The organism is Gluconobacter morbifer G707, from assembly GCF_000234355.1.
Taxonomy (GTDB): Bacteria; Pseudomonadota; Alphaproteobacteria; order Acetobacterales; family Acetobacteraceae; genus Gluconobacter; species Gluconobacter morbifer.
Window position 1 is genome coordinate 1 of the sequence record NZ_AGQV01000013.1, and the last position, 19,892, is coordinate 19,892.

23 protein-coding genes are annotated in these 19,892 nt (G+C 58.8%); 17 read left to right on the forward strand and 6 right to left on the reverse strand.

Features of this window, described 5'->3' with window-relative positions; translation table 11 throughout:
* Positions 1-806 precede the first annotated feature (806 nt).
* Positions 807-1,295, forward strand: a complete 489-nt coding sequence (bfr, locus tag GMO_RS12255; RefSeq protein WP_008852744.1) for a bacterioferritin — start codon at positions 807-809, stop codon at positions 1,293-1,295.
* A gap of 46 nt (positions 1,296-1,341) precedes the next feature.
* On the opposite strand, the gene GMO_RS14040 is transcribed toward bfr, so the two are convergent.
* Both GMO_RS14040 and GMO_RS12260 read right to left on the reverse strand, forming a co-directional pair.
* Positions 1,342-1,545, reverse strand: a complete 204-nt coding sequence (locus tag GMO_RS14040) for a (2Fe-2S)-binding protein (RefSeq protein WP_083813683.1) — start codon at positions 1,543-1,545, stop codon at positions 1,342-1,344.
* Between the two features lie 96 nt (positions 1,546-1,641).
* Complete coding sequence (locus tag GMO_RS12260; RefSeq protein ID WP_008852745.1) at positions 1,642-2,118, reverse strand: Lrp/AsnC family transcriptional regulator; 477 nt, start codon at positions 2,116-2,118, stop codon at positions 1,642-1,644.
* A 112-nt stretch (positions 2,119-2,230) separates the two neighbouring features.
* On the opposite strand from GMO_RS12260, the gene alr reads away from it, so the two are divergent.
* From alr to GMO_RS12285, 5 genes are all read left to right on the forward strand, one after another.
* Positions 2,231-3,358 (forward strand): alanine racemase, encoded by a 1,128-nt coding sequence (gene alr / locus GMO_RS12265; RefSeq protein WP_008852746.1) that lies wholly within the window; start codon positions 2,231-2,233, stop codon positions 3,356-3,358.
* Between the two features lie 151 nt (positions 3,359-3,509).
* Positions 3,510-3,956 carry an RrF2 family transcriptional regulator gene (locus GMO_RS12270; RefSeq protein ID WP_040509704.1) on the forward strand — a complete coding sequence of 149 codons (447 nt, stop codon included), beginning with the start codon at positions 3,510-3,512 and terminating at the stop codon, positions 3,954-3,956.
* 225 nt (positions 3,957-4,181) lie between these two features.
* Positions 4,182-4,499, forward strand: a complete 318-nt coding sequence (locus GMO_RS12275) for a DUF2849 domain-containing protein (protein WP_008852749.1) — start codon at positions 4,182-4,184, stop codon at positions 4,497-4,499.
* Positions 4,496-6,169 carry a nitrite/sulfite reductase gene (locus GMO_RS12280; RefSeq protein WP_008852750.1) on the forward strand — a complete coding sequence of 558 codons (1,674 nt, stop codon included), beginning with the start codon at positions 4,496-4,498 and terminating at the stop codon, positions 6,167-6,169. The genes GMO_RS12275 and GMO_RS12280 overlap by 4 nt, the downstream gene beginning before the upstream one ends.
* Positions 6,156-6,602, forward strand: a complete 447-nt coding sequence (locus tag GMO_RS12285; protein WP_008852751.1) for a DUF934 domain-containing protein — start codon at positions 6,156-6,158, stop codon at positions 6,600-6,602. The genes GMO_RS12280 and GMO_RS12285 overlap by 14 nt, the downstream gene beginning before the upstream one ends.
* Here GMO_RS12285 and GMO_RS12290 read toward each other — a convergent pair.
* Entirely contained in the window at positions 6,599-7,579 is a 981-nt protein-coding gene (locus tag GMO_RS12290; RefSeq protein ID WP_008852752.1) for a magnesium transporter CorA family protein, read from the reverse strand. The two genes, GMO_RS12285 and GMO_RS12290, sit on opposite strands and share 4 nt — an antisense overlap.
* A 183-nt stretch (positions 7,580-7,762) precedes the next feature.
* Here GMO_RS12290 and trpB point away from each other — a divergent pair, with 183 nt between their 5' ends.
* Positions 7,763-8,989 carry a tryptophan synthase subunit beta gene (gene trpB / locus GMO_RS12295; protein WP_008852753.1) on the forward strand — a complete coding sequence of 409 codons (1,227 nt, stop codon included), beginning with the start codon at positions 7,763-7,765 and terminating at the stop codon, positions 8,987-8,989.
* Positions 8,986-9,798, forward strand: coding sequence for a tryptophan synthase subunit alpha (gene trpA, locus GMO_RS12300; protein ID WP_008852754.1), 813 nt, complete (start codon positions 8,986-8,988; stop codon positions 9,796-9,798). Before trpB ends, trpA begins: the two co-directional genes overlap by 4 nt.
* A 93-nt stretch (positions 9,799-9,891) precedes the next feature.
* On the opposite strand, the gene GMO_RS12305 is transcribed toward trpA, so the two are convergent.
* A complete protein-coding gene (locus GMO_RS12305) occupies positions 9,892-10,461 on the reverse strand; it encodes an HdeD family acid-resistance protein (protein WP_040509706.1) in 570 nt (189 codons plus the stop codon).
* 289 nt (positions 10,462-10,750) lie between these two features.
* Here GMO_RS12305 and accD point away from each other — a divergent pair, with 289 nt between their 5' ends.
* Both accD and GMO_RS12315 read left to right on the forward strand, forming a co-directional pair.
* A complete protein-coding gene (gene accD / locus GMO_RS12310; RefSeq protein WP_008852756.1) occupies positions 10,751-11,626 on the forward strand; it encodes an acetyl-CoA carboxylase, carboxyltransferase subunit beta in 876 nt (291 codons plus the stop codon).
* Positions 11,627-11,638: 12 nt separating this feature from the next.
* Positions 11,639-12,949 carry a bifunctional folylpolyglutamate synthase/dihydrofolate synthase gene (locus GMO_RS12315; RefSeq protein WP_040509709.1) on the forward strand — a complete coding sequence of 437 codons (1,311 nt, stop codon included), beginning with the start codon at positions 11,639-11,641 and terminating at the stop codon, positions 12,947-12,949.
* A gap of 16 nt (positions 12,950-12,965) precedes the next feature.
* On the opposite strand, the gene GMO_RS12320 is transcribed toward GMO_RS12315, so the two are convergent.
* Positions 12,966-13,259 carry a hypothetical protein gene (locus tag GMO_RS12320; RefSeq protein ID WP_008852758.1) on the reverse strand — a complete coding sequence of 98 codons (294 nt, stop codon included), beginning with the start codon at positions 13,257-13,259 and terminating at the stop codon, positions 12,966-12,968.
* 132 nt (positions 13,260-13,391) lie between these two features.
* Here GMO_RS12320 and GMO_RS12325 point away from each other — a divergent pair, with 132 nt between their 5' ends.
* A complete protein-coding gene (locus tag GMO_RS12325; protein WP_139064477.1) occupies positions 13,392-14,903 on the forward strand; it encodes a replicative DNA helicase in 1,512 nt (503 codons plus the stop codon).
* A 652-nt stretch (positions 14,904-15,555) separates the two neighbouring features.
* On the opposite strand, the gene GMO_RS12330 is transcribed toward GMO_RS12325, so the two are convergent.
* Positions 15,556-15,948, reverse strand: a complete 393-nt coding sequence (locus tag GMO_RS12330; protein WP_008852761.1) for a helix-turn-helix domain-containing protein — start codon at positions 15,946-15,948, stop codon at positions 15,556-15,558.
* A gap of 115 nt (positions 15,949-16,063) precedes the next feature.
* Here GMO_RS12330 and GMO_RS12335 point away from each other — a divergent pair, with 115 nt between their 5' ends.
* The 6 genes from GMO_RS12335 to GMO_RS14785 all read left to right on the forward strand — a co-directional run bounded on the left by GMO_RS12335 (position 16,064) and on the right by GMO_RS14785 (position 19,884).
* Positions 16,064-16,363 (forward strand): hypothetical protein, encoded by a 300-nt coding sequence (locus GMO_RS12335; RefSeq protein WP_008852762.1) that lies wholly within the window; start codon positions 16,064-16,066, stop codon positions 16,361-16,363.
* Positions 16,363-16,881 carry a hypothetical protein gene (locus tag GMO_RS12340; protein WP_008852763.1) on the forward strand — a complete coding sequence of 173 codons (519 nt, stop codon included), beginning with the start codon at positions 16,363-16,365 and terminating at the stop codon, positions 16,879-16,881. Before GMO_RS12335 ends, GMO_RS12340 begins: the two co-directional genes overlap by 1 nt.
* A gap of 145 nt (positions 16,882-17,026) precedes the next feature.
* A complete protein-coding gene (locus GMO_RS12345; protein WP_008852764.1) occupies positions 17,027-17,458 on the forward strand; it encodes a hypothetical protein in 432 nt (143 codons plus the stop codon).
* A 32-nt stretch (positions 17,459-17,490) separates the two neighbouring features.
* Positions 17,491-17,937 (forward strand): hypothetical protein, encoded by a 447-nt coding sequence (locus GMO_RS12350; protein ID WP_008852765.1) that lies wholly within the window; start codon positions 17,491-17,493, stop codon positions 17,935-17,937.
* Positions 17,921-19,429, forward strand: a complete 1,509-nt coding sequence (locus tag GMO_RS14460) for a phage terminase large subunit (RefSeq protein ID WP_245528499.1) — start codon at positions 17,921-17,923, stop codon at positions 19,427-19,429. The genes GMO_RS12350 and GMO_RS14460 overlap by 17 nt, the downstream gene beginning before the upstream one ends.
* On the forward strand, positions 19,390-19,884 hold the full coding sequence (locus tag GMO_RS14785) for a hypothetical protein (RefSeq protein ID WP_008852767.1): 495 nt from the start codon (positions 19,390-19,392) through the stop codon (positions 19,882-19,884). The genes GMO_RS14460 and GMO_RS14785 overlap by 40 nt, the downstream gene beginning before the upstream one ends.
* Positions 19,885-19,892: the final 8 nt, after the last annotated feature.

Consider the following 19,892-nt stretch of genomic DNA (forward strand, 5'->3'; position numbering starts at 1 on the left):
CCTTTCTTAAAAAACCCCGCCATCTCATTGAGAAGGCGGGGTTTTTTGTTGTTGAAGACTTTATGCATTTGTCTGGAATCTTGTTCGGTGTGAAGAACAGATAACCCTGCAATGTTTGTTTATGACGGCGATTTCAGTGTAAGCAGGATCGTGTCAGAGATCTTCATGCTTTCTAAGCAGATCTTGGAGTTCGCCAGCTCATCCATCTTTTTGCGGTAAGTGGTGTCCGTAATCTGCTTGTACAGTTCTGACTTCACGGCTTCCGATTGGATGTAGGTGACGTAGATATTGTGCTTTGGTCCGACTTTTGTCCTGAGTCCATCGGAGCAAGCTGCGATTATAGCCTTTGGCGCAATAAATGACGATTAGCGGGGAATGGTTGGCGTTGCATTAAGGGCAGGGTTGTTGACATGCGGCGTCCACTTACCATCGGATATTTTGAGTAGGGTTGATGTTCTTCCGATATGACTGTCGCCAGATTTTTCAGGCGATGTGGATGCTGCAAGGCTCATTGAAAATCCGCCGTGTTTTTAGCGACGATATCTTATCACATTGCTGCCGTGTCGAGCGTCATTATGGCTTGTGCTGTTTGTATGGTCGGTGGTTCTTGTTGTGATGCTGGTGTACCTGCAGCCTTGCTTTTCTGACGGGCAGGCGATCTTGCCGATAATTGGGAGCATTGCTGTCTGACGTGTCAGAAGAATAGGTCTTCGTCGGCCTTGTGCCGTTCATACTTCCTTTATTTGTCTCTACTCAAAAGGGGGGTATATTGGTTCGCTTAATCTCGTGAGTGCAGGAGTATAATAATGGCCATCAGAGATCCGAAGGTTATCGAACACCTGAATACGCAGCTTACGAATGAGCTGACGGCTATCAACCAGTATTTCCTGCATGCCCGTACGTTACGTCACTGGGGTGTGACGCTGCTGGGAAAGAAAGAGTATGACGAATCCATTGAAGAGATGCGTCATGCGGACTGGCTGATCGAACGTATTCTTTTTCTGGATGGTCTGCCTAATGTGCAGCGTCTCAATCAGATTCTGATTGGGCAGAGTGTTGAAGAAATTCTCGAATGTGATCTCAAGCTGGAAAAGAAGGCGATTGACGATCTTCGGGAAGGTATTGCCTATTGCGAAAGTGTCCGGGACTATGTTTCCCGTGATCTTCTTCTGAAAATTCTTGTCAACGAAGAAGAGCACGAAGACTTTCTGGATCGTCAGTTCGATCTTATTCGACAGGTTGGAATTGAGCGGTATATCCAGAAAAATTCCGCGCCTGCGCCCGACCAGGACTGAAGATTGCAAATGCCCGGCTTGTCCGGGCATTTTTTTGTCTGGTTCGTTAGTGGACTTCGAGACTTTTCGAAGGGCAGGCCGCCTTTTCCTGCAAGGCTTTTCGCAGAAGGCATACGAGGCCTGAAACGCAGTTGCCGCACTGGGCGCGGCATTGACGGGCGGTGTAGATTTCGGCGGGACGAGAGGCGCCGTTCTGAATTGCTGCTTCTACATCAAGGTGAGAAAGTGCGTTACACGAACAGACGATCATGAGGTGTGTCCAGCTTTCACTCTGAAGGACGATGAAGTCTGGAAATCTTATTAAGATGCATTCTCAATTGCTGCAAGTTTTTTCTTTGCCTGTTTCCTATTCAGGGGGCTGTGACGGCAGAGGAGAGCTCCAGCGCTGGACAACCGGACGAATGGCAAAATTGCTCTGAATGCGGGCGACGCCGGGAAGTCGTGAGAGTTCTTCTTTAAGAATACGTTCGTAATCGGCCAGATCTCGTGCGGCGACATGAAGAAGGTAATCGGCTTCTCCCGTCATAAGGTAGCATTCCTGGATATCCACGCATTCCCGGATACGGGACTCGAACCGTCGGAGAGCGTCATCCGTCAGTTTTTCAAGCGTGATCTGGACAATGACGGTTGTCAGGTTGTGGGCTGAGCGCTCATCGATGATGGCGCGATAGCCCCGGATAATTCCTTTTTCTTCAAGGGTTCTGACTCTGCGCAGGCAGGCGGACGGAGAGAGGCCGACGCGTGCGGCCAGCTCATTGTTGCTCATGCGTCCGTCATGCTGAAGGAAACGCAGGATCGATTCTGTGGTCCGATCGAAGATCATGGTGCAATTTTCTGTTTTATATCGAATAATTTTGCATATCTCTGGTGATTTAAGTCAGAAAATTCCATTCTTTGGCAAGAAATTTCTTCGGCATGAGGTGTAGGATTCTCTCATGTTGATCTCTTCTGCTTCCCGCCTCTGGCCTTCCTATCGTGCAGGTGCGTGCCTGACAGTCGATCTGTCAGCGATTGTGGCCAATTACCGGACTTTGAAAGAGAGGGTTGCGGACAGCATCTGCAGTGCGGTGGTCAAGGCGGACGCTTACGGTCTGGGTGCGGCCTATGTTGCGCCTGAGCTGGAAAAGGCGGGAGCAAAAGAGTTTTTCGTGGCGCATGTGGATGAGGGCATCATTCTTCGGGAGCATGTTTCTCCTGATGCGCGCATCACGGTGTTGCATGGACCGCGTCCCCAGGCTGCGGCGGATTTCGTGCGGTATGATCTGCGGCCAGTCCTGAACAGTCTCGAGCAGATTGAGACATGGCGAAACGAGGCTAGGAAAATGGATCGGTCTCTGGAAGCTGCCTTACAGGTGGATAGTGGGATGTCCCGTTTTGGTTTGTCGGACAGGGATGTTGAACGGCTTTCCGAAGAAGCGGCCCTTCTTGATGGCATTCATTCCACGCTCATCATGAGTCATCTGGCCTGTGCAGATGAACCTGAAAATCGGGCGAATTCGGAACAGCGGCAGAACATGCTTCGTCTGGCGTCCCGTTTACCGGCAGCGCCTTTGAGCCTGTCTGCGTCATCCGGGATTTTTCTGGGACCTGACTATCATCTGGATCTGGTTCGTCCGGGTGCCGCACTTTATGGGCTGAGACCCTGTGCAACACAGCCAAACCCGTTGCAGTCGGTTGTCCGGTTGCAGGCGCATGTTCTTCAGATCCGCGATCTCGCGCCGGGTGAAGGGGTGGGTTACGGGCTGACTTATCGTCCTTTGGAACCACGGCGGATTGCGACGGTGGGTGCGGGATATGCGGATGGTTTTTCCCGCCATGGAGCGAAAGACGGGTGCGTCTGGTTCGGGGATTATCGTCTGCCGGTTATTGGTCGGATCTCCATGGATTCCATGTCGGTGGATATGACGGATGTACCGGAAGGACTGCTTTCCCAGGACATGACGGTGGATCTGATCGGACCGCGGCGCAGCGTGGATGATGTGGCGCAGGCGGCCGGGACGATTGGCTATGAAGTACTGACGTCTCTCGGGCATCGGTATCATCGGACTTATGTGAAGCGGTGAAAGATATGGCTCGGCTATCTGGATACTGTTTTCTGCGATGCGTTCATTGTCTGTTGGTTGACAGGCAGTCGGGGAAAACACAGATGTACGAAGTTATATCGGAATATGGCTTCTGCCTTTCCTCAAAATGATAATGAAACGGATTGCCACCATGTATCTCCGCCATGATCGTGCATTGACCGCAGTTTCCATCATGCTGGATGTCGCTTTTCATGCAGGCAGATCCGGGGTGGTCAGCGGGGCTGATATTGCCAAGCGTGGGAACATGTTGCGCCGGGGCATTGAACCGGTGCTTCAGGCTCTGTCACGGGCCGCTCTTCTAGACAGCGTGCGTGGTCCCAAAGGGGGCTACAGGCTGGGCCGTCCGCCGCGGACGATCACACTGCACGATATCGTTCGGACGGTGACGGAAAAGCGGGATGCGGATGAGGAAAGCCCTAACGAACTGAGCGGAAAGGTGCTGGACCCTTTCTGGCAGACAATCGACGATGAAGTCGCAGCGAAAATGACACAGGTGACGCTGGAAAACCTGCTGCGGCTGGCGGAGGATGCCGGCATGACGCGGCCTAACCGGGCGCCTATTTCATTCTCTATATAACTTTCATGGAAAGTTATTAATTTAATTAACGAAATTTCTCCAAGGCATCTTGGATGATTCATCATAATGGACCAATATTGGTGCCATTATGAAAATCTTTTCCCTTCTGATTTCTGTTCCGGGCGGACAGTGTCTCAAGCTTTCATCCAGAGGTGAGGCGGGAGACAGGCATCTTTCCATGCTGGTGGCCGTTCTGCAGACTGGCAGCCTTCAGGGAGGAAAAGCATGAAGCGTCCGGTGCGTCTTTCTTCCGGGGAAAAGCTGGTTCTGACCGCGAACCGCCTTCTGGATGGCCGGATCGTATGGTGGGGAACGGGCGGATCCTGGGAGCCACGACTTGCCAAAGCGTTGCTGCTGGATCCCGATGGCGCCGAGCAGGTTCTTGAAGAGGCGCAGAAAACGTCCCAGCGGGATGGGGTGGTTGGGATCTATGAAGTGGCCGTGCGTGACACGACGCCTGCTGAGCCCGTGACAGTGCGGGAGAAAATCCGCGCGCACGGACCAACCGTTCATCCCCAGTTTGCAGTGGAGACCGAACAGTGACGACGCCTGTCGGCCATTATCAGTACGATCAGATTGATCGGGATTTCCTTCAGGCGCGGATCAGCGAGTTTGAAGGGCAGGTCCAGCGCCGTCTGGATGGGACGCTCAGCGAGGATGAGTTCAAACCCCTGCGGCTGATGAACGGACTTTATCTTCAGCTTCACGCTTACATGCTGCGTATTGCCATTCCGTATGGGATTCTGGACAGCCGCCAGTTGCGGAAGCTTGGGGAAATCGGGCGGACGTATGACCGTGACTATGGTCATTTCACGACGCGCCAGAACATCCAGTTCAACTGGGTGCGGCTGGAAGACACGCCGGATATCCTGCGTGCTCTTGCGGATGTGGACATGCATGCCATCCAGACGAGCGGGAACTGTATCCGGAACGTGACGGCGGACGAGTTTGCCGGTGCGGCGGCGGATGAGCTGGTGGATCCGCGGATTCATGCGGAAATCCTGCGACAGTGGTCCACGCTGCACCCGGAGTTCACGTTCCTTCCGCGCAAATTCAAGATCGCGATTTCCGGGAGCCCGAATGACCGGGTGGCGGCGCGTTTTCATGACATCGGTATTCTGGCGCGGCTGGACGCTGAAGGGCGGACGGTGTTCCGGATCTTCGTCGGAGGTGGTCTGGGGCGGACGCCGGTTGTCGGGAAAGAAATTTTTGATTCGGTGCCCGAAGATCATCTGCTGGCGACGCTGGAGGCCATTCTGCGCGTGTATAATGCGCATGGCCGACGGGACAATATCTACAAGGCCCGCATCAAGATCCTGGTCGAGGCGATAGGCATCGAGGCGTATCGGGAGGCTGTGGAAAAAGAGCTTTCGCAGATGGACATGGTGCGGTACCGGCTGACGCCGGAGGCTGTCGCGGCCATCCGGAGCCGTTTTGCTTCGCCTGAACTGGTGGCGCCTGTCGATGCGGAAGACATTCTGGCGCAGCAGCGGGCGGAAGATCCACGGTTTGACCAATGGGTGCGCAGCAACACGCATCCGCATCGTGCACCGGGGCATATCATTGCCGTTGTGTCGCTCAAGCCGACCGGGGGCATTCCGGGAGATGTCACGTCGGCGCAGATGGGGCGTCTGGCGGATCTGGCGGATGCACATTCCTTCGGAGAGATCCGTATCACGCATCTTCAGAATCTTGTGCTGGGGCATGTGAGGCAGGATCAGCTTTATGATCTGTGGTGCAGCCTGCGGGAGATCGGGCTGGGGGATGCGAATAACGGGCTGGTTGGAGACATCGTGGCGTGCCCGGGGCTGGACTATTGCGCGCTCGCGAATGCGCGGTCCATTCCGATTGCGCAGAAACTGAGCGCGCGTTTTGGCGATGCGACGTTGCAGGCGGAAATCGGGGCTCTGCGGATCAACATTTCCGGGTGCATCAATGCGTGTGGCCATCACCATGCGGGGCATATCGGCCTGCTGGGCGTGGACAAGCGCGGCGAGGAGTTTTTCCAGATCACGCTCGGGGGGCGCGCCGGGAACGAGGCTGCGATCGGGTCCATTCTCGGAGCGGCTCTGCCCGAAGATGACACGGTTGATGCTATTGCGCGGATCGTGGAGCGGTATCTCGGAATCCGGCAGCCGGGCGAGACTTTCCTTCAGACGCTGGACCGGCTGGGGGATGTACCCTTCAGGGAGGCGGCTTATGAAACTGTTTGAACTCGGGGCGCGGACGGCGCGGGTGCATGAGGCCCTGGTGTCACTGGCGGAGCTTGCGGAGCATGGCGAGGCCAGAGCCGTTCTGCTGGACAATGCGGATGAGGTTGAGGAGCTGAAGCCCTATCTGAACCGGCTGGAGCTTGTGGTGGTGCAGTTTCCGATTTTCCGGGACGGGCGCGCTTTCACGCAGGCGCGGGAACTGCGGGAATATCTGCGGTATGGTGGAGAAATCCGGGCGGAAGGGCATATTCTTCCGGATCAGGCCAATTTCCTGAAGCGCTGCGGGGTGGATAGCGTCGTATTGCCCAAGGACGGGAATGGAAATCCCGTGCTTTGGGAAAAGCAGTTGCGGCAGTTTCCTGTCGCCTATCAGCGTTCCGTTCTGCCGGAGGTGCCTGTGGGAGAAGGGCTGCGGGTTCGGGAAGACGTCTAGCGGGCGCCGAACCAGCCTCTGCGCCAGAACCAGAACAGGGGCAGGATGACGGACAGGGCCATGAGACACAGGCCGTAGGGATAGCCGTATTTCCATCCCAGTTCCGGCATGAACTTGAAGTTCATGCCGTAGATGCCGGCGATGAGGGTCGGGGTAATGCCAATGGAACTGACGACGGTGAGGACTTTCATTCCGTCGTTCTGTTCGATGCTGATGAAGCCAAGTGTGGCATCCAGCAGGAACTGGACCTTGTTGACGGTCTGGGCCACGAAGTCGTTCAGGGATGAGATGTCGCGTGAGGCGACCTTGACGCGATTGCTCAGGTCGGCGCTCGTCTTGTCCGCGCGGTCCCCGACATAGATCAGCATGCGATCCAGCCCCAGGAGGCTGTCCCGGATCATGGAGGCGAGGTCTCCCGCGTGGCCGAGGCGACGCAGGGTGATGCGGAGCATTTCACCGGTCTGGGCGGGATTTCGCGGCTGATCGGCATTGAAGACGCGGCGGGAGACGGTGTCCAGCGCGCGAGCCAGCCCTTCGAGAACATCGGCCAGCCGGTTGATGATGTCTTCAATGACTTCGACAAGAAGTTCGATGGCTGTGGGTTCGGGCGTGCCGGGAGGGCGCTCTGCCTGACGGCGGCCAAGTGTATCGAAGGCGAAGTAGTCTGCGTAACGGACCGTGATCAGATGACCGTTCCCGGTCAGGACAAGACCGATGGGCAGGGAGAAGGCGCTGTCATCCGTGCGTTTTACAAGTGGCGTGGAGAGGTAGAGGTTGCCGTCCTGTTCGCGGTGGCGGGAGGAGCTTTCGATTTCTTCCAGTTCGGAGCGGCGGGGTATGTGGACCTGAAGGTCTTTTTCCGCATCCGCGATCTCCACGGGGGTGGGATTGATCAGGTCGATCCATATGGTTTTTCTGATGTCAGTGTCCGGGCCGGCTTCACGGGCCGGAGTGCCGGCGGGGCGGACCAGAAACATCGGGAAGACATCCTCTGCGAAAAAACCGAGGGCTTTTCATGTCGTGACTGGAGCATGACCGCAAGATGCCGCTCTGATTCTGGACCGCTAAATCTCAATAATCCCTGAAAAGAAGTGCATGGATGGACGTTGGGGGCTGCCCTTGGTATCGCTGGAAAGCCTTCAAGCGGAACAGAGTGCGGTATGACGACCACATCATCTTCTTTGCCCAATTCCCTGCGCTCCGGTCCGGACGACCGGGGGCGGTTTGGTATTTTTGGCGGTCGCTTCGTGGCGGAGACGCTGATGCCGCTGGTGCTGGATCTGGAGAAAGCCTATCGCGCGGCGCAGGCTGATCCGGCGTTCCGCGAAGAGCTGGATTATTATTACCGGGATTATGTGGGGCGTCCGAGCCCGCTGTGGTTTGCCCGGCGTATGACGGAGGAGCTTGGGGGAGCCAAAATCTACCTTAAGCGTGAAGAACTGAATCATACGGGGTCCCACAAGCTCAACAATGTCATGGGCCAGATCCTGGTTGCGCGCCGGATGGGCAAGACGCGGATCGTGGCGGAGACGGGTGCCGGGCAGCATGGCGTGGCGACGGCGACGGTCTGTGCGCTGTTCGGCATGAAATGCGTCATCTACATGGGGGCGACGGATGTCGAGCGTCAGAAGCCCAATGTGTTCCGGATGCATCTGCTTGGGGCGGAGGTGAAGCCGGTGACGGCTGGGGCCGGGACGCTCAAGGACGCCATGAACGAGGCCATGCGGGACTGGGTGGCCAATGTGGCGGACACCTATTTCCTTGTGGGGACGGTTGCCGGGCCGCATCCGTATCCGGAGATGGTCCGGGATTTCCAGTCGGTGATCGGTAATGAGGTCAAGGAGCAGATGGCCCGGGCCGAGGGGCGTCTGCCGGATGTGATCGTGGCGGCCATCGGTGGCGGCTCGAATGCGATGGGGATTTTCCATCCGTTCCTTGATGATGAGTCTGTCAGGCTGATTGGCGTTGAAGCTGCAGGACATGGGCTGGACACCGGCAAGACGGCTGCATCCATTTCACGGGGGCGGCCGGGTGTGCTGCATGGCAACCGGACTTATCTGCTTCAGGACAAACACGGGCAGATTGATGAAGCCCATTCCATCAGCGCGGGACTGGATTATCCGGGGATCGGGCCCGAGCATTCCTGGCTGAGTGATATCGGGCGGGCGGAATATGTCGGCGTGACGGATGACGAGGCGCTGGAGGCGTTCCAGTTCTGCACGCGGACGGAAGGCATTATTCCGGCGCTCGAATGTGCGCATGGGCTGGCGCATGTCATGAAGATCGCGCCGACGATGGCGAAGGATCAGATTATCGTCCTCAATGTTTCGGGACGGGGAGACAAGGATATCTTCACCGTCGCCCATCATCTGGGAGTACAGCTGTGAGCCGCATCCAGGCCCGTTTTGCGGCCCTCAAGGAACAGGGACGTGGCGCCCTGATTCCTTATCTCGAGGCCTATGATCCGGATTATGAGACGTCCCTGTCCCTATTGCAGGCCATGCCGGCGGCGGGAGCGGACCTGATCGAGATCGGCGTGCCGTTTTCCGATCCGTCTGCGGATGGACCGACGATCCAGGCTGCGGCGCGTCGTGGGCTGAAAGCCGGGGCGACGCTGGGCGGGGCACTTGAGATGGTGCGGGCGTTCCGGGAGACGGACAATGAGACGCCGGTCATCCTGATGGGATATCTGAACCCGATTGACAGCTATGGACCGGCGGAATTCTGCTTCGATGCGGTCCAGGCCGGAGTGGATGGCATTATCGTCGTGGACGTGCCGTGCGAAGAGGCGGATCTGCTGGATGCCCATGCAAGGGAAGCGGGGCTGGACATCATCAGTCTCGTGGCGCCGACGACGTCGGACACGCGGCTTTTCCATGTGCTGCGGAATGCGTCAGGATTTGTCTATTATGTGAGTATTACGGGGATCACAGGGACGAACAGTGCGAGCGCGACGGAGCTGGAGAAGGCCCTGCCGCGTATCCGGGCGGCGACCGAACTGCCGGTGGCGATCGGGTTCGGGATTTCCACGCCGGAGCAGGCGCGGACGGCGTCCCGTATCGGGGATGCGGCGGTTGTGGCGTCTGCGCTGATCAAGACGATGGCGGGGACGCTGAAGGACGGACAGGCCGTGCCGGAGACGGTGCCTGCGGTGTTGAAGCAGCTGGAAGGGCTTGCGGCGGCTGTGCGGGCCTGATCTGTCGTTGTTGATGTGGCGGGATGCAAAAAGCGCCCCGGACCGGTGTGGTCCGGGGCGCTTTTCGTTCCGGCGGTTTTCTGGTGGTGCGGGTCAGGCTGTGCCGTCGCGCAGGGAAATGCCGAAGAGCAGGGTGGCGACGCCGACCATCAGCAGTTCGAAGGCGATCAGCATGCCGATCAGCCAGAGGGCGGACCAGGGGAGCGTCATGTAGAGGCCGATGCCGACGATCAGGGTAAAGATGCCGCTGATGGTCAGGAGGCCCCAGCCGCTGACGGTGCGGTGATCGGCGGCCCAGAAGGTGCGGGCGAGGCCGGCGAAGATCAGGCAGCCGGCGAGGATGGCTGTCACGAAAACGGAGCCGGTGGCGGGTTCTTCGATCATCAGCAGGCCGCCGACGATGTAGAGGGCGCCGATCAGGGCGGAGAGCCACTGGTTGCGCACCGGGACCAGGCCGTTATGGGCGAAGCTCTGGATGACCTGCGCGATGCCGCCGATGATCATGAGGGTTCCGAGGATCACCATGCTGGCGAGAGTCGTGCTGACGGTGTCGAGGGCGGCAAGGATGCCCAGGACGATGAAGAAGGCGCCGATTCCGATAAACCATCCGGGCTTGAGATTCGGAGCGCGCTGGAACGAGAGTTCTGTAAAGCTGTCTGACATGTGTTCCTCCATGCAGGGCGACCGTTTCGGGGTCGCTGGTGCCGATCGTGTTCGGATCAGGTATCCATAACAGCGCCGGAGTTGCGGATCGGCCGCGCAGGGGACCGGCATGGCTGCTGGGAGAAGCATGGCACATTTTTGTCGAATTGTGGGGGAGCGTTTTGGACAAGGCTGGCGCAAATGCTTCGCGGGGGTTAAAACGCCGCAGAGAACGCGGGCCTGAGAAGAGAGGTCCTGACCTGTAATTCTGGCCTTCGTCCTGAAGGCGGGCAGAGAGTAACGAGACGACATGAGCTGGCTGACCGACTACGTCCGACCCAAGCTGCGTGGCCTGCTTCAGCGGGACGTGCCTGACAATCTCTGGACGAACTGCGAATCCTGCGGGCAGATGATGCTCGTCAAGGAACTGGAGAAATCCGAGAAGGTCTGTCCGCATTGTGGTCATCACATGCGGGCATCCGCGCGTGAGCGGCTGGAATGGACGTTCGATGACGGGGAATACACCACCATCGAGCTTCCGAAGATGCCGGTCGATCCGCTCGGGTTCAAGGATTCCAAGCGCTATACGGACCGTCTGAAGGATGCGCGCGCCAAGTCCCATCTTGAGGAAGCGCTGGTGGTGGCGCATGGGCGGATCAAGGGTCAGAAGGCTGTCGTGGTCGTGATGGCGCCCGAGTTCCTGCTTGGCACCATGGGGGCGGCTCTGGGCGAGGCTTTCGTGGCGGCGTGCCGTCTGGCGGTGCTGCAGAAGGCTCCGCTGGTGATCTATACCGCGTCGGGTGGCGCGCGGATGCAGGAAGGCATGGTCAGCCTGATGCAGATGCCGCGGACGACGATCGGTGTGCAGCTGCTGCACGAGGCGGGACTGCCTTACATCGTGGTCTTTACCAATCCGACGACGGGAGGAGTCTCGGCCTCCTTCGCGATGCTGGGGGATGTGCATGTGGCCGAGCCGAATGCACTGATTGCGTTCGCCGGGCCGCGTGTCATCCAGGATACCGTGCGTGAGAAGCTGCCGGAAGGGTTCCAGCGTTCCGAGTATCTGAAGGAACACGGGATGGTGGACATTGTGGCCAAGCGTTCCGAACTGCCGGAATTGCTGGGACGGCTGCTCGGGCTGCTGACGCGGCAGAAAAAATCGGAATCAGGCGAAGCGGCTGCCTGAATGAGCAGGGAGATGGGTGCGCCGGTGAAGCTGTCGAGTGAGTACCGGGGGCGTCCGGGGGCTGTGCTGGCCCGGTTGCAGGATCTTTATCCGAAGCTGATCGATCTTTCGCTGGGGCGGCTTGAAACATTGCTGGCCCGGCTCGGCCATCCGGAGCGGCATCTGCCGCCGGTGGTTCATGTGGCGGGGACGAATGGCAAGGGCAGTACCTGTGCGAATCTGAGGGCCATCGGGGAAGCCGCAGGATGGCGCGTCCATGTCATGACCAGTCCGCATCTGGTGGATGTGACGGAGCGGTTCCGGGTTGCGGGAAAGCTGGTGGACGAAGACACGCTGGTTAGGGTGTTGGAGGAGATCGAGCGCGTCAATGACGGGGCGCCGATCACGGTTTTCGAAGTTCTGACGGCGGCGGGGTTCCTGCTGTTCTCGCGTGTGCCGGCGGATCTGGTGATTCTGGAAGTCGGACTGGGAGGGCGGCTGGATGCGACGAATGTCGTGCCGAAGCCTGCCGTCTGTGTGATTACGCCGGTCAGCATTGATCATCAGGCGTTTCTCGGGGAGACGCTGGATGTGATTGCGGGTGAGAAGGCCGGGATCATCAAGCCGGGCGTGCCTGTGGTTTCCGCTGTTCAGGATGATGTGGCGCTGGAGGTCATCCAGGCGCGCGCGGCGGAGAAGGATGCGCCGCTCCGGGTGCTGGGGCGGGATGTGACCTTTGCGGAGACAGCGCATGGTCTTTCCTACCGGGATGCGGCGGGAGACCTGTCTCTACCGGCTCCGGGGCTGAAGGGGCCGCATCAGGCGGGGAATGCGGCTCTGGCTGTGGCGGCGCTGCGCATGTCCGGCCTGCCGGTTCCGGAAGAGGCTTATGCAGGGATCGCAGCAACGCGCTGGCCAGCGCGGTTGCAGCGGCTTGAAGGACATCTGGCGCAGCTTCTGCCGGAGGGGTGGGAGCTTTATCTGGATGGTGGTCATAATCCCGGGGCGGGGGAAATCATCGGGGCGGTCATGGATGGCTGGTCCGACCGGCCGGTGCATGTGATTGCAGGCGTAAAGCAGAGCAAGGATGCCAGTGGCTTCCTGAGTCCCATCGTGCGGCGCGCGGCGAGTGTGCAGGCTGTGTCTGAAGAGGGACAGCACATGGCCATGACGGTGGACGAGATCGTGGCTGCCTCCGGGGGCGTGGCGCTGGCGGGGCCGACCATTCGGGAGGCGCTGGCGCGTCTGGCGCGGGAAGGGGGCGATCCGGCCCGGGTCCTGATCTGTGGGAGCCTGTATCTGGCAGGTGTTGCGCTGGCTCAGGATGGGTGGGTTGCGGAGTAATCCCCGGTAAAGAGGGTCAGCCGATCATATCCTGCACGAGGACCTGCCATTCTTCCTGAAGGGTGAGGTCGGGCATGGATGTGTGGGCGCGGCGATACCAGTAACGGGCGTTTGCAAGGTCACCTTCCTGACGGTGCAGGAAAGCGTGGATCCGGTCACATTCCGGGTTGCCTTCGGCCTCCTGGACCAAGTCATGGGCTTTCTGCCAGTTCTGTTTTCCGGCCCACCAGAGCGCTTTCTGGGGGCGTGTCAGAGTCTCCGGGGGACTGGGGCGGGAGAGATCTGCGCGGAAGGCGGAGGGAACTGTCATGAGGACTGTCCTTCTCTGGAGACTGGCGGAAAACTGGGGTTTCGCGGGATGAAACGCTTTTCCTGCCAGGCGGATGCATATTCTGTCGCTGATTTGGCAGGCGTGCGATGGTAGAAGGGCGCCGTGAATACGATCGAATCCTACCCCACCTCCACTGTCTCTGACGCCCCCTCTGACGATGGGGGGCTGAGCGCATTGCTGCGTCGGTCTCCGCCGTCCAATATTCCGGCGGAGCAGGCTCTGCTCGGGGCCATCCTGACGAACAACAAGGCTTATGAGCGTGTCTCCGATTTTCTGGAGCCGGCTCATTTTGCCGATCCGGTCAATGGACGCATTTATGAGGCTGTTGCCCGGCGGATCGAGCGGGGGCAGCTGGCTGATCCGGTGACGATGCGGGCCGAGTTCGAGCATACGGGTATTCTGGATGCTGCGGGTGGCCCGTCCTATCTGGCCAGGCTGCTGACGGCGATGGTGGGGATTGTGAATGCGGGCGATTACGGCCGGGCCATTCATGACTGCTGGGTCCGGCGGCAACTGATCGATATTGGCGAGACGGTCGTCAACAATGCGTTTGGGGGACGGCCTGACCTCGATGGTACGGACCAGATCGCGGCGTCCGAAGAGGCGTTGTTCAAGCTGGCGACCGAGCGTGGTCAGGAAGGCGGGTTCATGTCTTTCGGCAAGGCGCTGACGGGGGCCATTGATGTTGCTGAAAAGGCATTTCTGCGGACGGGAGATGTTGTCGGGCTGACCTCCGGGCTTCGGGACTTCGACAAGCGGACGGGTGGGCTTCATCCTTCGGATCTGCTGATTCTCGCCGGGCGTCCTGCGATGGGCAAGACGGCGCTGGCGACCAAGATTGCGTTCTCGGCGGCGAAGGCCATCATGCGCGAGGCTGAGGATAGCGGGGAAAAGCCGAAAGGGTCCGTGGCGATCTTCTCGCTGGAAATGTCTTCCGAGCAGCTGGCGACCCGTATCCTTTCGGGTGAGGCGGAGGTGTCGGGTGAGAAGATCCGGCGTGGCGATATCGGGCAGAAGGAATTCGACCGGTTTGTCCGTGTGTCACGCGAGTTGCAGAGGCTGCCGCTGTATATTGATGATACGCCGGCCATTTCGCTTTCCGCTATGCGGACCCGGTGCCGGCGCCTCGCCCGGACGCAGGGACTGAGTCTGGTTGTGGTGGATTATCTTCAGCTGATGCGGCCGGCGATCGGGACGAAGCCGGATAGCCGTGTTCTGGAAATCTCGATGATTACGCAGGGGCTGAAGGCGATTGCAAAGGAGCTTTCCGTACCGGTGATTGCGCTGTCGCAGCTGTCGCGACAGGTGGAATCGCGGGAGGACAAGCGGCCGATGCTGTCGGATCTGCGCGAATCCGGTTCGATCGAGCAGGATGCGGATGCGGTCATGTTTGTGTATCGCGATGAATACTATCTTCAGCAGCGCCAGCCCAAGGACAGTGCTTATGACAGCAATGAGAAGTTCCAGGTGGCGACGGAAGAATGGCAGCGCAAGATGGCGCTTGTGCACAACAAGGCAGAACTGATTCTTGAAAAGCAGCGTCATGGTCCGACGGGGACCATTCAGCTGTACTTCGAGGGTGAATATACTCGCTTCGGGGATCTGGATACGATTCACGAGTGAGGACGCGACTTGCGAGTGCGGAAGAGGTCTGTCTCTTCTGCGTCCCAGGGCGATGGCTGTCTGGTTGGTGACGGCTTTTTTCACGAAAACTGAATGGGTTGGAGGAGTAGGACTTCTCCGCGATGAACGACTTGAGCGGGTTGGGCTCTGTCGGGAGAAGTGCGCCCTGTTTGGGGAACGTGATTCGGTTTTGTGGCTGACAGGAAATTTTTGACGAAAAAGCAGAATTTTCGAAAAAGAGCGGCCTGTTCTGTTTGTATAATTTGATCAGTCACTGTGAATGACTGCGCGTTCTTCTTTCGGATATTTCTGAAAATCGCCGTAAAGTTCAGGTCTTTTTGAAAAGCGGCCTGTTTATGGGGGCTGCTCGGAATTGGTTTATGGCAGGAATGAGGAAAATTGTGGCAGCACATTAATGGCTCAGCGCCACATTTGTTCCTTGACCCCTTGGCATATTGCCATTAATTTATCGTTAATCGGTGGCTGCCATGGGGGGAGCCGGGAGGAAAGGGAAGGTTTCCGGGCGATGCAGGATGCTTCGTACAGAACTGGAAATGTTCCTGATTTGTTCATTCCATCAGCAAAGTGGTCATGTTGCTTTTGGCTGACTGGGGGAGCGCACGAATGCGTATGGAATCCAGCGGAACCACATCTAGTGGATCTCCTCGTCTGGTCTCTTGGGCGGAGCAGGTGTGTCAGAAGACGTGTTTTTGTCCGTGTGCTGAGCCATGTCTTGCCGCTGGAGCACCAGTTCTGGGTGCAGGGCAGCCAGCCGCAGGGCCAGTTCTTCGTCGGTACGACCGTTCAGGACGCCTTTCAGAAGAAAGTCTGTCGAGACGCGGAGCCGGTTCGAGAGGGCGGCGATGAGGAAGACGCTGGGTGCGCGATCGCCACGCTCGATCTTGTTGAGGGTGGAGGCATCGACCCCCAGAAGCCGGGCACATTCGCTCTGGTTGGGAATGACGAGTTCCCGGGCCCAGGAGATGCGTGTGCCGATGGCTTGCTGGAGAGTGGTGAGGGTGTCCGAGCGCTTGTGTTTGGCCATGTGTCCTTTCTAGCAATGGCTTTATGCCAAATCCAGAAGAAGTTTTTTTTGCCACCATTTGTGGCATTTTGCCATTAATTGTAATAAACTACTGAAAATCAGAAGGATATTGAAAATGAGTCAGATGAAATCGGGTCCTGTGCTGCGGCGGGTTTCGGCGAGTGCTGTGGCGGCCATGCTGGCTTCTGATGGCTGGAGGCCGAAGCAGGGCGGGCGACGCCGTGGACGTAAGCCGGGGCGGAAGAAGGCTGTTACGTCCGTTGCGGGGCGGCCGGGGCTGGAGCGCGATACTGTGGAGGCGTTGCCGGCGGGCCATCCCGTTACATGGAAGGCGCTTTGGGGAACGGATCTTGCGCCTGCGTTTCCGGGGCTGCGTCCGATGGGAAGCCATGAGACGATCCAGGAGATTCACTGATGCAGGGTGTGGTGAGGGAAGATCTTTCCGGAAAGGCGGGAATGATGAGGAAAGGGATTGGACCGACGCCGGAACGGATGCGTCATTCCGATATGGTTTCTGTGGGGCAGGCGGTCCGTGTCGTGAATGCCGTGCAGGCCATGTATGACGCTGGTGACATCGGGGATGACGAAGTGGCGGCTGCGGACCGGTGGTACCGGGAATATGTTTTTGCGGCGATCGGGGTGGTGGAAGAGGGGCCGTCCGATGGGCGGGTTCGTGAACGGGGGGATGTTCACACCTGGATGCTGGGGCGGGGGAAATGCTCTGCGCGGATCACGGCGATTCGTGAACGGCTTGGGTTATGCGCGCATATCCGGCTGGAGATGATGCTGGCGCGTGAGATGTCTTTTTCCAACATGGCGCGCCATCTGTATCCGGCTCTTTCGGAAGGACGTGCGCGCATGAAGGTCTCGGCGCAGTGTGCGTTGATTCTGGAACAGTTGGTGCATTGTTATGTGGTGATGTCAAAGAAATAATAAATATAAATAGGTATGTTAAAATTTTTTGTTGCATTATGAACGCGGTTTTTGTATAAGAAATATACATTGATAAACTTTATATTTTATTCATAAGGTCGCCTTACGAAATGTGAGGCGGCCTTTATTTTTGGAAGTTTGGTCAATGCTTCGGAAAAATGAAATTTCACCCGGGGATATTGTCCGTGTGGGGGCTCAGGTAATGGTTGTTCTTCAGATTGAAGACGCCCTGACGGCCTGTCCGCTGGTATCAGTCAGCGAGCCGCATCACCGGGCGGATGTGGAGCTGGAATGGCACGAACTGGCTGAAGCCGGGCTGGCGCGGCTGGATGTGCGGTGTCGGGCCATTCCCTGTGAGCGTCGGGGGCACGGGCTGGAACGGCTCGGACGGATGTGCGGTGTGGCGTTCCGGCGCATTGAAGGAAAGGCCCTGCGCGAGGCGCGGCAGCGGCGCCTGGAGACGGATGCGAGAAGGTCGGGAAAGAGAGTGCGGCAGTCTTCTGCACCTGTCCGGGCGGTGTGGATGGAGGGGCAGGCCCTGATGAGTCGACGGGAAAGCAGACTGGCCGGCGGTTGAAGCCCGGGGCAGAGGGAAGAGGTTTGGGACAGATGGGTGATGAGAAGCCTGAAAAGATCAGCGCGTCGGAGCTTGCCCGGTGCCGGCAGGAGAAGTTTCTTCAGCATCTGGCGATAAGCGGAAATGTTTCGGAATCAGCACGTGTTGCGGAGGTTCAGCGCAGTACGCTTTATCACTGGAAGGAGACGGATTCCGAATTTGAGGCGCTGTGGGACGATGCGCTGGAAGAGGCGGTCGATGCCATGGAGGCGGAAGCCCGCCGTCGCGCTGTTGATGGGTACGATGAGCCTCTGACCTATGCGGGGAAGGTGGTCTGTGATCCTGAGACCGGTAATCCCCTTGTGCGCAAGCGTTACAGCGACGGATTGATGGCGTTTCTGCTGCGGGCGCATCGCCCTTCCCGTTTCAGGATGTTGAAACAGGAGGAACCTGGAGGGCCGATTTCCATCAATATTACCAGTGATGACAGCGCCCTTTAGACTGAATGACGGGCAGTGTGAGGCGGTCAGGCTGCTGGGTGGCCCGGCACGACATATCCTGTTGCGGGGTGGATCACGGTCTGGGAAAACGTTTGTTCTGATCCGCGCCATTGTCATCCGTACGCTGAAGGAACCGGGAAGCCGGCATGGAATATTCCGGCATCGCCTGACGGCGCTGAAGGCTTCCGTGTTGCGGGATACGTTTCCGAAGGTCATGCGGCTCTGTTTTCCGGACGTTGGCTGGAAACTGGAGCGTCAGGATTGTGTCGTGACGTTTTCAAATGGCTCCACGATCCTGTTTGGGGGGCTGGATGACGAGCAGCGGACGGAGAAGATACTCGGTCTGGAATTTGCGACGGTTTATCTGAACGAAGCGAGCCAGATCAGTTGCGGGGCGCGCAACATGCTTCTGATGCGGCTGGCGCAGAAATGCGGGCTGGTGGCGCGGGAGTATATTGATGCCAATCCGCCTTCGATGGGGCATTGGCTGTATGCGCTTTTTGAAGCCGGGATCGAGCCGAAATCCGGAGAACCTGTTCCGGACCGTTCTCTTTACACGACGATGGTCCTGAATCCTGCGGTCAACAGGCAGAATCTGAGCCCGGAATATCTGGCGGGGCTTGAGGCGCTGCCAGAGCGGGAAAGGCGGCGGTTTCTGCATGGCGAGTATCAGGCTGCTGTTGAGGGTGCGCTGTGGCGGATCGAGACGTTCCGTCGGGAGGCGGCCGTAACGGCGGTCAGTCGGGCGGAAGTGGCGGCGCGGATGCGGCGGATCATCGTGTCGGTTGATCCGTCTGGTGCGGCGGGGCCTGAGGATTTCCGGTCTGACGAAATTGGCATTGTCGTGTGTGGTGTCGATGCTGACGGGATCGGGCATGTGCTTAAGGATCTGTCTGCGCGGGACAGTCCTGCGGGCTGGGCCGGACGGGCCTTGCGGGCCTTCGATGACTGGAGGGCCGAGCGGATCGTGGCGGAGCGCAATTTCGGTGGGGCGCTGGTGGAAGGCACGATCCGCAGTGTGCGGGCGCATGCGCCTGTGCGGCTTGTAACGGCGGCGCGGGGCAAGGCAGCCCGGGCGGAGCCTGTCGCGGCACTCTATGAGGTTGGCCGGGTGATTCATCATGGCCGTTTTGCGGTTCTGGAGGATCAGCTCTGTCATTTTTCGGTCAGCGGGTATCGCGGGCCACGGTCTCCGGACCGGGCGGGTGCGTCGGCGCGGACGGCGCGTCTGCTGGCGCTGAAACGTGTGCTGGATGGTACGCAGTATGATGTGCTGCCGCACCCGTTCTCGATGGAGCGGTCTGGCGGGGGGAATATATTCCCTTGTCCAGCAGGCGTCCGGCGGCGCGGACCAATCTGTGCCGGACGGTGGTCGATGAGTCGGTTTCCCTGCTGTTCGGAGACATGCACTGGCCGCATCTGGTGGCGGATGACCCGAGGGTCGGGGACGCCATGGGGGTTTTTACGTCCCAGACCCGGCTGGCTTCCCTGATGATGGAGGCGGCGCGGCTGGGCTCCGTGGGGTCCGTGGCGATCCTGTTCGAGGTTTCGGGTGGTGTGCCGCGGCTGTCGCTTCTGGAGACGGCCTATCTGACGCCGTTCTGGGATGAGGCAAGCGGGGAACTGCTGCGGGTTGAGGAGCGCTTTCTTGTCCGAGGGCGGGAACTGGCGGCGCAGGGATATCCGATCAGCGAGGATCTGCTGGGGGCGCAGTTCTGGTGGCAGCGTGTCTGGACGGCGATGGACTGTGCGGTGTCGGTGCCGTGTCCTGTTGGGACATCGGGGGGAAGCCGGGACGAGAGCCGGTCTGTACGGCATGGGCTGGGGTTTGTTCCGATTGTCTGGATCCGGAATCTTGCGGGGCCTTCAGGACGTGATCCGGAGGGGGAATGCACGTTCGAGCGGGCGATCGATACGGTGATCGAGGCAGATTACCTGCTGTCCTAGGCGGGGCG

What these genes read in the sequence shown, in the direction of transcription:
- bfr (WP_008852744.1), top strand. Translation starts at nt 807, where the DNA reads ATGGCCATCAGAGATCCGAAGGTTATCGAACACCTGAATACGCAGCTT.
- GMO_RS14040 (WP_083813683.1), bottom strand. Translation starts at nt 1,545, where the DNA reads ATGATCGTCTGTTCGTGTAACGCACTTTCTCACCTTGATGTAGAAGCA.
- GMO_RS12260 (WP_008852745.1), bottom strand. Translation starts at nt 2,118, where the DNA reads ATGATCTTCGATCGGACCACAGAATCGATCCTGCGTTTCCTTCAGCAT.
- alr (WP_008852746.1), top strand. Translation starts at nt 2,231, where the DNA reads ATGTTGATCTCTTCTGCTTCCCGCCTCTGGCCTTCCTATCGTGCAGGT.
- GMO_RS12270 (WP_040509704.1), top strand. Translation starts at nt 3,510, where the DNA reads ATGTATCTCCGCCATGATCGTGCATTGACCGCAGTTTCCATCATGCTG.
- GMO_RS12275 (WP_008852749.1), top strand. Translation starts at nt 4,182, where the DNA reads ATGAAGCGTCCGGTGCGTCTTTCTTCCGGGGAAAAGCTGGTTCTGACC.
- GMO_RS12285 (WP_008852751.1), top strand. Translation starts at nt 6,156, where the DNA reads ATGAAACTGTTTGAACTCGGGGCGCGGACGGCGCGGGTGCATGAGGCC.
- GMO_RS12290 (WP_008852752.1), bottom strand. Translation starts at nt 7,579, where the DNA reads ATGTTTCTGGTCCGCCCCGCCGGCACTCCGGCCCGTGAAGCCGGCCCG.
- trpB (WP_008852753.1), top strand. Translation starts at nt 7,763, where the DNA reads ATGACGACCACATCATCTTCTTTGCCCAATTCCCTGCGCTCCGGTCCG.
- GMO_RS12305 (WP_040509706.1), bottom strand. Translation starts at nt 10,461, where the DNA reads ATGTCAGACAGCTTTACAGAACTCTCGTTCCAGCGCGCTCCGAATCTC.
- accD (WP_008852756.1), top strand. Translation starts at nt 10,751, where the DNA reads ATGAGCTGGCTGACCGACTACGTCCGACCCAAGCTGCGTGGCCTGCTT.
- GMO_RS12315 (WP_040509709.1), top strand. Translation starts at nt 11,639, where the DNA reads ATGGGTGCGCCGGTGAAGCTGTCGAGTGAGTACCGGGGGCGTCCGGGG.
- GMO_RS12320 (WP_008852758.1), bottom strand. Translation starts at nt 13,259, where the DNA reads ATGACAGTTCCCTCCGCCTTCCGCGCAGATCTCTCCCGCCCCAGTCCC.
- GMO_RS12330 (WP_008852761.1), bottom strand. Translation starts at nt 15,948, where the DNA reads ATGGCCAAACACAAGCGCTCGGACACCCTCACCACTCTCCAGCAAGCC.
- GMO_RS12335 (WP_008852762.1), top strand. Translation starts at nt 16,064, where the DNA reads ATGAGTCAGATGAAATCGGGTCCTGTGCTGCGGCGGGTTTCGGCGAGT.
- GMO_RS12340 (WP_008852763.1), top strand. Translation starts at nt 16,363, where the DNA reads ATGCAGGGTGTGGTGAGGGAAGATCTTTCCGGAAAGGCGGGAATGATG.
- GMO_RS12345 (WP_008852764.1), top strand. Translation starts at nt 17,027, where the DNA reads ATGCTTCGGAAAAATGAAATTTCACCCGGGGATATTGTCCGTGTGGGG.
- GMO_RS12350 (WP_008852765.1), top strand. Translation starts at nt 17,491, where the DNA reads ATGGGTGATGAGAAGCCTGAAAAGATCAGCGCGTCGGAGCTTGCCCGG.
- GMO_RS14460 (WP_245528499.1), top strand. Translation starts at nt 17,921, where the DNA reads ATGACAGCGCCCTTTAGACTGAATGACGGGCAGTGTGAGGCGGTCAGG.
- GMO_RS14785 (WP_008852767.1), top strand. Translation starts at nt 19,390, where the DNA reads ATGGGGGTTTTTACGTCCCAGACCCGGCTGGCTTCCCTGATGATGGAG.